The organism is Pseudomonas sp. TWI628, assembly GCF_039673865.1.
Taxonomy (GTDB): Bacteria; Pseudomonadota; Gammaproteobacteria; order Pseudomonadales; family Pseudomonadaceae; genus Aquipseudomonas.
On sequence record NZ_JBDJMM010000020.1, the window covers coordinates 14570 to 27102 of the forward strand.

Sequence of the window (12533 nt, forward strand, 5' to 3'; positions counted from 1 at the left end):
GGAGCACGCCATGCGTATCGCATTCATCGGCCTGGGCAACATGGGCGCGCCCATGGCCCGCAACCTGATCAAGGCCGGGCACCAGCTGAACCTGTTTGACCTGAACAAGACCGTGCTGGCCGAGCTCGCCGAACTCGGCGGCCAGGTCAGCGCCTCGCCGAAGGACGCGGCGGCCAGCAGCGAGCTGGTGATCACCATGCTGCCGGCGGCGGCCCATGTGCGCGCTGTGTACCTCAACGAAGACGACGGTGTGCTGGCCGGTATCCGCCCAGGCACGCCGACCCTGGATTGCAGCACCATCGACCCACAGACCGCGCGTGAGGTGTCCAAGGCGGCCGCCGCCAAAGGTGTGGACATGGGCGATGCGCCGGTGTCCGGAGGTACCGGCGGCGCCGCGGCGGGCACACTGACCTTCATGGTCGGCGCCAGCAACGAGCTGTTCGCCACCTTCAAGCCGGTGCTGGAGCAGATGGGCCGCAACATCGTGCATTGCGGTGAAGTGGGTACCGGGCAGATCGCCAAGATCTGCAACAACCTGCTGCTGGGCATCTCGATGATTGGCGTGTCCGAGGCCATGGCCCTGGGCAATGCGCTGGGCATCGACACCAAGGTGCTGGCGGGGATCATCAACAGCTCGACCGGGCGTTGCTGGAGTTCCGATACCTACAACCCGTGGCCGGGCATCATCGAGACTGCGCCCGCGTCGCGGGGGTATACCGGTGGGTTTGGCGCCGAGCTGATGCTCAAGGACCTGGGGCTGGCCACCGAGGCAGCGCGCCAGGCGCACCAGCCGGTGATTTTGGGCGCCGTGGCCCAGCAGTTGTATCAGGCCATGAGCCTGCGCGGTGAAGGCGGCAAGGACTTCTCGGCGATCGTCGAGGGCTACCGCAAGAAGGATTGACGAGCGAGGCTTCATCGCGGGCCGGGCGGCCTTCCCTCTGTAACTGCGCACCAGAGGGAAGGGCACCCGCCCCGCGATGTTTTTTGAGCATTATTTAGGTAAGGGGGGTAAGTAATGCATGAAAACTCCCAAACCAAAAAATGCGATAGTCAATATCAAAAGCGAGGAGCCCAAGAAGATTAGAAGGGTCTTGATTTTTGAAGGAAGATTATTTATTTCCTTGACGTCAATGAGGTTTTTTCGTGCATAGAATTTAGGAATGAGCAGGATGAATGATATATTCGTTAGTCGAAAGAATTTTCCCATCAAGCCAGCATGTAGCCAGAGTTTTTTTTCGCCGGTTATTGCATTGCAATTTAATAAAAATCCTTCATTGTAATCAATTTTGCGATGGGCGATATATATTGTTAATGCTAGGTTCAAGAAAAGTAAAGTTGTGACTGTCATGCTGTAGACTAAAAAAATCCAGTGCATGAGTGTCATTTTGCTACTGCCTCGTATAGAAGTTCTCCAGCCCAGGCACCTGCTTCATTCCCAAATTTTCCGCCTGCCATTCCCCCCCACTGTACCGCCGAATATCCCACAAGCGAGTGCTTCAAGGCCCCGCTCTGCGACGTCTTTTCAAACTATAGCGATATCTAGTTTTGTACATCTTGTAAGGAGTTGCTCGGTTAGCTTTGAAGATACAGGTAATGGGATATTAAAAGAGATGGGAAGAGAGTTATGTGCAGCGTCCAGAGCGTTACAAGTAGAGTCTTCGTTTTTCTAGGGAATGATTCAACCTCTTTTTGCTCCACCAGTTTTCTTTTTGTGAACACTGATGGTAGTACGAGTACTGTTGAAATTGCCCCGGTCCGCATTAGTTTCCCGATCAGCCCGGCTCGCTCGTAGGTCGCTCTGTTTTGTATGATGTATTGGCTGTTAGGGAATAATGACTCAAAGTACTCGGTGCTCCGGGCGGCGATAATGCACTGTATTGTCATGGTGACGATGATCAGGTTAATGATGATTGCCGCGATTAACCCTTCATCGACAATGCTCACCTTGAAACTCCCCTATACAGAAACTCACCGTAGATTTCACCTTGCCACTCTCCAACTTTTCCACCAATCGTTGCCCCAGTACCGCCAATTACTACTGCACAGACCAGTCCACCCGTGCCTGCCGTCGACAAGCCGATCGCGGCGCATAGTGCAGGGGCTAAGAGAGTACCAGCCGCATAACCACCAACGCTTCCGCCTGCGAGCCCTCCTATTAGTGAGCCTCCTTACGGACCACCGTATTGGCAATGTGTGAATTCAGGACATCAAACTTTTCCAGGGAATGACCGGTCAGCGCCAGGTCGGATTTCAGCCTGTGATAGTTTTGCAGCTTGAGGTTGAGGTACGCGCGAGCTTCAGACATGGCAGCACCCTCACGCGTATTTTCTGTTGCCGATTCGGTCCCAGCCCCCGGCGATATTGCCGCCGCCACTGCCATCGTGGCGGCGTTGCTGGGTGTAAGTGGTCTTGATACGCCCGTAATTGATCTGCACCACTTCCAATGGCACTCCAGTGTCCACGGCCTGCGAATACTCGGCGATGATCACTTCTTCGAGGATGATTTCGAAGTACCTGAGCTTGTCACCACCAGCACGGCAGAGGGCAAGCTTCACCTCTTTCAGATGCTGGCCCGTGCAACTGGCTTCCATCAGTTTGCAACTGGCACTGTCGAGGTATTTGGTGAAAGTGAAGTTGGTAACGGAAGTCCTGCCCGATGTTGCGCCACCTGCAGAACTGGCAGTGGCAGAGGTACTTTGGCTGACGCCAAAGTCGTAGCCCAGCACTTCAATCCATTTGCTGTATTTTTCGTCCAGTGCTTCGCCTGGAATACTGTCGATCTGAATGTAGGCGTCGAAGGCCATGATTACTCTCCTTGACATTGTTTTGGATGGGCAATGCTGCCCGGCGATTCGGGCGACCTGTGCAGGCTAGGTCTGGGAGAGAGCGAGGGCAATACGCTATGGGGCGGTGTGGCGCAATTCAGAAAAGGACTACAAGCAGGGGGATTCAAGCTGAGGGTAAATGTCAGAAGATGTTGCTGAAGTTCAATGGGTTTATGGCTGTTTTGCTATTTCTGCTCCCGATGTTCAACAGAGTGATGGCCCTGTAGGAAGTTTCGCGCTTTCCACAGGGCCTACATCGAGTTGGCAAAAAAAATCAGGCGAAGACGAAGTACTTGCGCACAGTCTCGACCACTTCCCAGGTGCCTTTCATCCCTGGCTCGATCACGAACACATCACCCGCTTTCAGGTGCTTCGGCTCTTCGCCTTCCGGGGTGATGATGCAGTAGCCATCGAGGAAGTGGCAGAACTCCCACTTCTCGTAGTTGACCTCGAACTTGCCCGGGGTGCAGATCCAGGTGCCCATGATCTTGCTGCCGTCGGCCGACAGGTAGGCGTTGAGGTTGACGGTGTGCGGATCGCCGCCGATGCGCTTCCACTTGGTGGCGTCCACGACCGGCGTCGGGCAGGTTTCGCGCAGGACGGTGATGAAATCGGACATGGCACAACTCCTGGTGACTGGCTGAATGACTGGTCACCATAGGGCCATTGGCCGAGCCGCAGTTGCCTGGGCTCGACGTCCAGCTGCCTGCCCGCGCTATGCCAGGGCATTGACCTCGACGGTGATGTGGGCCAGCTCCTCGTGCACGCTCAACGCCTGGCGCACGCTGTCGGCGCTCAGTGCGGCCTGGCTGGCCAGGCTGAGGATGCAGGCGTACTGGTCCTTGCCCACGCGCCACACGTGCAGGTCGGTGATGGTGGCGGGCACCGGCAGTTCGGCGACCACTTCGCGAATTTCCTCGACCACTGGCGCATCCATCTCGGCATCCAGCAAGACGCGGCCGGTATCGCGCAGCAGGCCGCGAGCCCAGAGCGCCACCAGCACCGCACCGACCAGGCCCATCACCGGGTCGAGCCAACCGGCGCCCCAGAACTTGCCGGCCAGCAGGGCGACGATCGCCAGCACCGACGTGGCGGCGTCGGCGATCACGTGCAGGTAGGCCGAGCGCAGGTTCAGGTCGTGGTGGTGATGGCCGTGGTGGTGGTGGTCATGGCCATGGTCATGGTGGTGATGATCGTGGTCGTCGCGCAGCAGCCAGGCGCAGATCAGGTTCACGGCCAGGCCGATCACCGCGATGAAGATCGCCTCGTCATAGTGGATCGGCCCTGGCGTCAGCAGGCGCTCGGCCGACTGGAAGGCCATCAGCCCGGCCACACCGAGCAGCAGCAGGGCGCTGGAGTAGCCGCCGAGGATCTCGATCTTCCAGGTGCCAAAAGCGAAGCGTTGGTCCTTGGCATAACGACGCGCGGCAGCGTAGGCCAGCAGCGACAACCCCAGGGCCAGGGCGTGCGAGCTCATGTGCCAGCCGTCGGCGAGCAGGGCCATGGAGTTGAAGAACCAGCCCCCGGCGATTTCCGCCACCATCATGATCGCCGTCAGCCACACGGCCAGGCGTGTCTTGCGCTCGGCGCCGAGGTTGCTGGTGTGGAACTGGTGGCTGTGCTGCCAGCGGCCTGAGGTTTGTGTCGCCATGGTTTATCATGCTCCCGGAAAGTCGAGAAATATACTATACCCCAGTATACCTATCATCTTGTGAGTGAGAAATGGCACATACGATCAAGAGCAAGAAGCAGCTGCTGACCCGCGTGCGCAAGATCAAAGGCCAGGCCGCTGCCCTGGAGACCGCACTGGAGCAGGACAAGGACTGCCTGGCGATCCTCCAGCAGATCGCTGCCGTGCGCGGCGCGGTGAACGGGCTGATGACCGAAGTCATGGAAGGGCACATCCGCGAACACCTGGTGGCGGAAGGGCTGAGTGCCGAAGAACGGCAGGAAGAGGCGGACAAGGTGGCGGCGTTGTTGCGGTCTTATCTGAAGTGATACCCCCTGGGGGTATATGGCAGGAGTTCCATTTTCCCACGAGACGATCAGTTGAGAGCTACAACACAGTCCTAACCAGCTCATATGGCCAATCCCGATTACGTTGGCGGGGTTTGGGCTGTTGTGGACTGCAAGGACTTCGCCTGCCTTAGCGGCGGTTCGACGCCTCGATAAACGTTTGGGCCTGGATCAATCGTTCAACCAACCCCGCCGAATAGCCTGGCAACCCGGCAAAATCCCGTGCGCACAACAGCAACCGTCGGTTGGCCCAATCCTCTCGCAGCGCCACCCAGTGCATCGGCAACACCCCCTTCCAGCGCTGCACCGATGCCAGCGGCACCACGCCGATACCGGCACCACCGGCGACCATGCGAATCACCCCGTCAAACCCTTCGGCCCGCACCCGTACTTGCATGCGGTGGCCTTCGCGCAGGGCCTGTTCCTCCAGGTACAGCGCCAGGGCGCTGTTCGCCCCCAGCCCGACATGGCCGTGGGCAAGGCAATCGACGAAGCTCGGGGCGGGCGCTGCGGCGAGGGGATGATCCAGCGGAGTCACCAGCACCAGCGGATCATCGCGAAACGGCAAGGTCTGCAGATGGGTGCTGGGCGCTGCGGTGGAAATGATGCCCAGATCCGCCATGCCCTGAGTGATCGCCTGCACGATGCGCAGGCTGGGCAGCTCCTGCACATCGACGCTGATCCCAGGGTTGTCGGCGAGGTAGCTGGCCAGCAGTTCCGGTAGGTATTCGGTCAGCGCCGCCGTGTTGCACAGCAGCCGCACCTGCCCTTGCTGGCCCTTGGCATAGTGAGCCAGGTCGAACTGCAGACGCTCGACTTGCTGGCCGATCAGTCGCGCATGCTGCAGCAGCGCCTGCCCGGCGGGTGTCGGCTGCACGCCACGGCGATTGCGCTCGAGCAAAGGTGTGCCAAGCGAGGCCTCCATCGCGCGGATACGTGCACTGGCCGCTGGCAGCGACAGATGGCTGCGGCGGGCGCCAGCGGTGATGTTGCCGCATTCGGCAGTGTGCTGGAAAAGCCGAAGGTCGATCAGGTCGAAATGCATCTGCCTCTGTCCTGGCAAGAGTCTGGCTGAGTATATGGCAGATTTTCACACCATCCGCTGCGCGCCATCATGGCGGCCATGGATACCTTGATCGCTTTCTACCAGAACATTGGCCCGGCAATGACGCTGCTGGTGGTCATCACCTTCCTGCTGGCCGGTGCTGTCAAAGGTGTGATCGGCCTCGGCCTGCCGACCATCGCCATGGGCTTGCTGGGGCTGGCTATGCCACCGGCGCAGGCTGCGGCGCTTCTGATCGTTCCGTCGACGCTGACCAACCTTTGGCAACTCGCAGCCGGAGGGCATCTGCCGGCGCTGCTGCGCAGGCTTGGGCCGATGCTGGCGATGATCTTCGTCGGTACCTTGCTGGGCAGTGCCTGGCTGGGTATCAACAGCGGGCCCTGGGCGGTGCATGCGTTGGGGGCGGCGCTGGTGATCTACGCGCTGTACGGGCTGGCAGGCCCGGCGTTGCGGCTGGCGCCGAAGCGGGAAGGCTGGCTGGGGCCGGTCTGTGGGCTGGTGACCGGTGTGGTCACTGCGGCCACTGGCGTTTTCGTAATGCCTGCGGTGCCTTACCTGCAGAGCCTGGGCCTGAGCCGCGACGAGATGATCCAGGCGCTGGGCCTGTCGTTCACGGTCTCGACCCTGGCGTTGGCCTTCGGCCTGGCGGGGCAGGATGCCCTGGGTGGGCAAGCGTTGGGTGCTTCGTTGCTGATGCTGGCGCCGGCGTTGCTGGGCATGCTCGCGGGGCAGTGGCTGCGCCAGCGCATCAGCGCAGCGCTGTTCAAGCGCTGCTTCTTCATAGGCCTGGCCGCACTGGGCGGCCACCTGCTGATCAACGGTTAGCGGACGAGGCGCTGAGCATGACGATCGGCTGGATGTCGAAATCGCGCTCCAGGTAGTCCATGCGCTTTTCGAAGAACTCGACCATGTGCGGCAGTGCCGAGTGCTCGTCCAGCGCGGCCTTGTTTGCCCACACCTCATAGAAGACGAACAGGCTCGGGTCCTGCTGGTCGCGCAGCATGTGGTATTCGATGCAGCCCGGCTCCTGGCGGCTTGGCTCGACATAGGCACGGAACAGGGTTTCGAACGCTTCGGCCATTTCCGGACGGGTCTTGGCCTTGAGGATGAATGCGTGCTGCTGGCTCATTGATCGTACTCACTGAAGAAGGGTGAATCGATTTTACGGCAATAATTAAGTCTATATTCGTGACTTCAGGTCAATTGTATTTTGCCCTGTACCTGCTGTATCCCACGCCCGCGAGCCATTACTGTGCCGGTCATCCATTTATGACGCGAGGCCCAGCATGAAAAAGATCCTTCTGCTCAATGGCGGCAAACAGTTCGCTCACTCCGACGGCCGCCTCAACCAGACCCTGCACGACGCCGCCCTGGCGCATCTGGACCGTGCCGGTTTCGATGTGCAGCAAACCTTCATCGACGGTGGCTACGACGCCCAGGCCGAGGTCGAGAAATTCCTCTGGGCCGATGTGATCATCTACCAGATGCCAGGCTGGTGGATGGGCGCGCCGTGGACCGTGAAGAAGTACATCGACGATGTCTTCACCGCCGGCCACGGCAGCCTCTATGCCAACGACGGCCGCACCCGCTCCGATCACTCGCAGAAGTACGGCAGCGGTGGCCTGGTGCACGGCAAGCAGTACATGCTGTCATTGACCTGGAACGCGCCACAGCAAGCGTTCGATGACCCGAGCGACTTCTTCGAGGGCAAGGGTGTGGATGCGGTGTATTTCCCGTTCCACAAGGCCAACCAGTTCCTCGGCATGACCGGCCTGCCGACCTTCCTTGCGGTAGATGTGATGAAACGCCCGGATGTGCCGGCAGCCCTGGCGGCCTATGAAGCTCATCTGGACAAGGTGTTCGGCAAGGCTATCTAATCCCTGCACGGACCCAGCACAGGCGCTCAAGTGAAAACCCGATCCGAAGAACTCCAGGTATTCGTTGCCGTCATCGACTGCGGCTCGATTTCTGCCGCTGCCGAGCAGATGGGCCAGACCCCATCCGCTGTCAGCCGCACGCTGTCACGCCTGGAAGCCAAGCTCGGCACCACCTTGGTCAACCGCACCACCCGGCGCATGGACCTCACCGAAGAAGGCCGCTTCTTCCTTGAGCGTTCGCGCCGGGTGCTGGAGCAGATGGACGAGATGGAGGAGCGCCTGTCGATGAACCGCCAGACCCCGTCCGGGCGCCTGCGCATCAACGCCGCGGCGCCGTTCATGCTGCACGCCATCCTGCCGTGGATCGGCGAGTTCCGCCGCCAGTACCCCGGCATCGAACTGGAGCTCAACACCGACGACCTGATCATCGACCTGCTGGAACAGAGCACCGACGTGGCCATCCGCATCGGCGATCTCGCCGACTCCAGCCTGCATGCCCGCTCCCTCGGCTGCAGCCCGGTACAGGTGCTGGCGAGCCCGGAGTACCTGGCACAGCACGGCACACCGGAAAAGGTCGAAGACCTGAACAATCACTGCCTGCTCGGCTTCAGCCAGCCCGAGTCGCTCAACCAGTGGCCGTTGCGCCACGCCCAGGGCGACCGCTGGGGCATCCGCCCGGCATTGATCGCGTCCAGTGGCGAGACCCTGCGCCAGCTGGCGCTGGCCGGGGAGGGCATCGTCGCCCTGTCGCACTTCATGACCCACGAAGACATCCGCGCCGGCCGCCTCAAGGTGCTGCTGAGCGAGGCCAGCAACGGCTACCGCCAGCCGATTCACGCGGTGTACTACCGCAACACGCAGCTGGCCTTGCGCATTCAGTGCTTCCTCGACTTCATCCAGCGCAAGCTGGCCATGTACGCCTGCTGAGTTGCCTGAACGCGACAGATTCTGTCCACAGGCGGCGAAACTTCCTACGTGTGATTGCACAGTCAGAGCGCTTCGGCCTTACTGACTGCTCAACAAAAACAACACCAAGGAAGTGTCATGCGTATTGTCCCGTTCCACTACCTGGCTCTGGCAGCCGCGATCCTGAGCTGTTCCTCGACTTATGCTGCCACGTTGGACGGCGGCGCGGTGGCCGCGCCCGATCAATATGGTGCACAGGTAGCCGCCGATATTCTCAAGAAGGGCGGCAACGCGGTGGATGCTGCGGTAGCGACAGCCTTCACCCTGGCGGTGACCTACCCCGAGGCGGGTAACATCGGCGGCGGTGGCTTCATGACCCTGTTCGTCGACGGCAAGCCGTACTTCCTCGACTATCGCGAAGTGGCGCCAAAGGCCGCCACGCGCAACATGTACCTGGACGACAAGGGCGAGGTGATCGAGAACCTGAGCTTGGTCGGCGTACGCGCCGCAGGCGTGCCCGGTACGGTGATGGGCCTGTGGGAAGCCCACCAGAAATTCGGCAAGCTGCCCTGGAGCGAGCTGCTGACCCCGGCCATTGGCTATGCGAAAAACGGCTTCAAGGTCGCCGAAAAACAGTACCAGTACCGCAACGATGCCCAGGGCATGTTCAAGACCGCGACCAACTTCAACGACTATTTTGGCAACATGAAGGTCGGTGAACTGTTCAAACAGCCGGAAATGGCCCAGACCCTCGAACGCATCGCCGACAAAGGCGTGAGCGAGTTCTACCAGGGCAAGACCGCCGACCTGCTGGTGGCGCAGATGCAGGCCGACAAGGGCCTGATCACCAAGGAAGATCTGAAGGATTACAAGGCCGTGTGGCGTGAGCCGATGGCCCTGAGCTGGCGCGGCAATGTGGTCTACACCGCGCCGCCACCAAGCTCCGGCGGCGTCGCCTTGGCCCAGCTGCTGGGCATCAAGGAAGACCGGGCGGCGGACTTCAAGGGGGTGGCGCACAACTCGGCGCAGTACATCCATCTGCTGTCGGAGATCGAGAAACGCGTGTTCGCCGACCGCGCCGACTACCTGGGCGACCCGGCGTTCACCCAGGTGCCGGTCGACCAGTTGGTGGCCAAGGACTACCTGGCCAAGCGCGCCGCCCAGGTCAACCCGAAGGCCATCTCCGAAACCGACAAGGTCAAGCCAGGCCTGGAGCCGCACCAGACCACGCACTTCTCGATCGTCGACAAGCAGGGCAACGCGGTCAGCAACACCTACACCCTGAACCTCGATTATGGCAGCGGCGTGGTTGTCAAGGGTGCGGGCTTCCTGCTCAACGACGAGATGGACGACTTCAGCGCCAAGCCTGGCGCCGCAAATGCCTTTGGCGTGGTCGGCGGTGACGCCAACGCCATCGAACCGGGCAAGCGCATGCTGTCGTCGATGAGCCCGAGCCTGATGACTCGCGATGGCAAGGTCGAGCTGGTGATCGGGACGCCGGGTGGTTCGCGGATCTTTACCTCGATCTTCCAGGTGATGAACAACCTGTACGACTACGGCATGCCGCTGGAGAAGGCCGTGGCGGCGCAGCGTGTGCACCACCAGTTGCTGCCCAAGGACACCATCTACTTTGACAGCTATGCGCCGTTGACTGGCCCGGTGGCCGATGAGCTGAAGAAGATGGGCTATGTACTGGAGGATCAGGGCTGGGAGATGGGGGATATCCAGGCGATCCGGGTGAACGGGGCACAGCTTGAGACTGCGTCCGATCCGCGCGGGCGCGGGGTGGGGATGATCGTCAAGTAACGCTGCATAGGCAGTGCTGACGCATTCGCGGGTTTACCCGCGAATGCGATCTGAAGGTCAGACGCGGAACTGGCTGACCAGCATCTGCAAGTGACCTCCCAGGCGCGCCAGTTCTACGCTGGACGCCGCCGTCTCATCACTGGCCGCCGCGGTCTGCTCCGACACATCCCGTACATTCAGGATGCTGCGGCTGATTTCTTCAGCCACCGCACTCTGCTGCTCGGCCGCCGCCGCGATCTGCTGGTTCATCGACTGGATGCTCGACACCGTGCTGGTGATGTTCTCCAGCGAAGCACCAGCCTTGCGCGCCAGCTCCACACTGCTGTCGGTCAAGGTGCGGCTGCCCTGCATGGCATTGGCCACCTGCAGAGTGCCGTGCTGCAGGCTGGCCACCAGTTCTTCGATCTCTTCGGTGGACTTCTGCGTACGCTGGGCCAGGCCACGTACTTCGTCGGCGACCACGGCAAAACCACGGCCGGCTTCACCGGCACGGGCCGCTTCGATCGCGGCGTTGAGCGCCAGCAGGTTGGTCTGCTCGGCCACCGACTTGATCACGTCCATCACGCTGCCGATCTTCTGGCTTTCCTGCTGCAGCAGGTTCATGGCCTCGGTGGAGCGGTGCACTTCCTCGGCCAGGCGTTCGATCTGGCTGATCGCCTCGCCAACCACGCGGTCACCGGCACGGGCCTCGTCGTCGGCACCGGTGGCGGCATGGGAAGCCTGCTCGGCGTTGCGCGCCACTTCCTGAACGGTAGCGGCCATTTCATGCATGGCGGTGGCCACCTGGTCGGTTTCGACCTTCTGGCTGTTGGCACCGGCGCTGGTCTGTTCGGTCACCGCCGACAGCTCTTCGGCGGCGCTGGCGATCTGGGTGACGCCGTCACGGATGCCGCTGATCAGCTCGCGCAGGGTCGTGCCCATGCGTGCGATGCCTTGTTGCAGCACGCCGATTTCGTCGCGGCGGGTGACGCGCAGGTCGTGGGTCAGGTCGCCACCGGCGATGCGTTCCACCGCTTGCAGGGTATCGCGCAGCGGGCGGGTGATCTGGCGGGTGATGACCACGGCGGCGATGACACCAGCCAGCAGGGCCAGCAGCGTGGCGATGGCCTGCAGGCTGCGGGCCTGGGCGCTCTCGGCATCGCGGCGTTCCAGCTGGATGCTGTACAGCGCGTCGCTGCGCTTGACGATATCGGCACCCTGCACGGTCATTTCTGCGCGGGCGACGGTGATTTCGGCGACCGCATCGCGGAACTGGCGCACGGCATCGCGGTAGGCCTGCACCGATTGCTCGAACTGCTGCACGCGGGTGGCTTCAGCTGGCAGCTGGCGCTTGAGGTTGTCGATATCGGCCAGCGCACCTTCCAGCTGGCGCAGGGCGGCCTGCTCGTTGGCGCTGGTGTTGTCGGCGATGTAGCCGCGCACGTCGACGCGCACTTGCAGCAATTGCTGGCGTGCCTTGCTGATCAGCTGGTACTGGGCCAGGCGCACGCTGTCGACCTCGGGACGGGACATGACGTCCTGGCTGAGCGATTCCATGGCGTCATCGGCCTTGGCGGCCGACACGTTCATCGCATCACGGGCAGCCAGCGAGCTCTTGTAGCCGGCGCGCATCTTGTTCAGCGACACCTTGTACTCGCTGATGGTTTGCCCCAGCTCCTTGAGCAGCGCGACGTTGGCCGGGCTGGTGAAAGTGGTGACCAGGTATTGCTGCTGCTTGCTGAAGGCGTCGAGCTTGGCCTGGGTGTTGGCAGCGGCGGCGTCATCGCCATTGGCGATCATGTATTGCAGGCGCGCAATGCGCAGGTCGGTCAGGTCCTTGTTGAGCTGGCCGATGTCGCCCATCCAGTTGCTGCGGTCAATCAGGCTGCCCAGGCTGGTCCAGCCAGTCAGGGCCAGCAGGCCGGTTAGAAACAGCACCAGGCCGAAGCCCAGGCCAAGTTTGAGGTTGACGCTGATGTTGGCAAACCAGCTGTTCATGCACGCTCTCCAGAAAATTCATTCGCTCACTTGATCATCAATCGCAGGGCGTTGTTGTTCTGG

General features: G+C 61.3%; 14 protein-coding genes. 6 read left to right on the forward strand and 8 right to left on the reverse strand.

Going from position 1 to position 12533, the window contains the following annotated elements:
• The first annotated feature begins 10 nt into the window (after positions 1-10).
• Complete coding sequence (gene mmsB, locus ABE528_RS16755; protein ID WP_152956999.1) at positions 11-901, forward strand: 3-hydroxyisobutyrate dehydrogenase; 891 nt, start codon at positions 11-13, stop codon at positions 899-901.
• A 671-nt stretch (positions 902-1572) separates the two neighbouring features.
• Here mmsB and ABE528_RS16760 read toward each other — a convergent pair.
• From ABE528_RS16760 to dmeF, 5 genes are all read right to left on the reverse strand, one after another.
• Entirely contained in the window at positions 1573-1944 is a 372-nt protein-coding gene (locus ABE528_RS16760; protein ID WP_346653545.1) for a hypothetical protein, read from the reverse strand.
• A gap of 211 nt (positions 1945-2155) precedes the next feature.
• On the reverse strand, positions 2156-2305 hold the full coding sequence (locus tag ABE528_RS16765) for a hypothetical protein (protein ID WP_346653546.1): 150 nt from the start codon (positions 2303-2305) through the stop codon (positions 2156-2158).
• Between the two features lie 10 nt (positions 2306-2315).
• Complete coding sequence (locus ABE528_RS16770) at positions 2316-2804, reverse strand: type VI secretion system tube protein Hcp (RefSeq protein WP_152957001.1); 489 nt, start codon at positions 2802-2804, stop codon at positions 2316-2318.
• 295 nt (positions 2805-3099) lie between these two features.
• Positions 3100-3444, reverse strand: coding sequence for a cupin domain-containing protein (locus ABE528_RS16775; RefSeq protein WP_003258412.1), 345 nt, complete (start codon positions 3442-3444; stop codon positions 3100-3102).
• A gap of 96 nt (positions 3445-3540) precedes the next feature.
• Positions 3541-4476, reverse strand: a complete 936-nt coding sequence (dmeF, locus tag ABE528_RS16780) for a CDF family Co(II)/Ni(II) efflux transporter DmeF (RefSeq protein WP_346653547.1) — start codon at positions 4474-4476, stop codon at positions 3541-3543.
• Between the two features lie 71 nt (positions 4477-4547).
• Between dmeF and ABE528_RS16785 the strand changes: the two genes are divergently transcribed.
• Complete coding sequence (locus ABE528_RS16785; RefSeq protein WP_110639471.1) at positions 4548-4823, forward strand: metal/formaldehyde-sensitive transcriptional repressor; 276 nt, start codon at positions 4548-4550, stop codon at positions 4821-4823.
• Positions 4824-4971: 148 nt separating this feature from the next.
• On the opposite strand, the gene ABE528_RS16790 is transcribed toward ABE528_RS16785, so the two are convergent.
• Positions 4972-5886 (reverse strand): LysR substrate-binding domain-containing protein, encoded by a 915-nt coding sequence (locus tag ABE528_RS16790; RefSeq protein WP_346653548.1) that lies wholly within the window; start codon positions 5884-5886, stop codon positions 4972-4974.
• 78 nt (positions 5887-5964) lie between these two features.
• On the opposite strand from ABE528_RS16790, the gene ABE528_RS16795 reads away from it, so the two are divergent.
• Entirely contained in the window at positions 5965-6729 is a 765-nt protein-coding gene (locus ABE528_RS16795) for a sulfite exporter TauE/SafE family protein (RefSeq protein WP_346653549.1), read from the forward strand.
• On the opposite strand, the gene ABE528_RS16800 is transcribed toward ABE528_RS16795, so the two are convergent.
• On the reverse strand, positions 6719-7033 hold the full coding sequence (locus tag ABE528_RS16800) for a putative quinol monooxygenase (protein ID WP_346653550.1): 315 nt from the start codon (positions 7031-7033) through the stop codon (positions 6719-6721). The two genes, ABE528_RS16795 and ABE528_RS16800, sit on opposite strands and share 11 nt — an antisense overlap.
• Positions 7034-7190: 157 nt before the next feature.
• Here ABE528_RS16800 and ABE528_RS16805 point away from each other — a divergent pair, with 157 nt between their 5' ends.
• From ABE528_RS16805 to ggt, 3 genes are all read left to right on the forward strand, one after another.
• Positions 7191-7781, forward strand: coding sequence for an NAD(P)H-dependent oxidoreductase (locus tag ABE528_RS16805; protein ID WP_060508731.1), 591 nt, complete (start codon positions 7191-7193; stop codon positions 7779-7781).
• A 30-nt stretch (positions 7782-7811) separates the two neighbouring features.
• Positions 7812-8708 (forward strand): LysR family transcriptional regulator, encoded by an 897-nt coding sequence (locus ABE528_RS16810; RefSeq protein WP_346653551.1) that lies wholly within the window; start codon positions 7812-7814, stop codon positions 8706-8708.
• A gap of 117 nt (positions 8709-8825) precedes the next feature.
• Positions 8826-10493, forward strand: coding sequence for a gamma-glutamyltransferase (gene ggt, locus ABE528_RS16815; protein ID WP_346653552.1), 1668 nt, complete (start codon positions 8826-8828; stop codon positions 10491-10493).
• 57 nt (positions 10494-10550) lie between these two features.
• Here ggt and ABE528_RS16820 read toward each other — a convergent pair whose 3' ends face one another.
• Complete coding sequence (locus ABE528_RS16820) at positions 10551-12470, reverse strand: methyl-accepting chemotaxis protein (RefSeq protein WP_346653553.1); 1920 nt, start codon at positions 12468-12470, stop codon at positions 10551-10553.
• Positions 12471-12533: the final 63 nt, after the last annotated feature.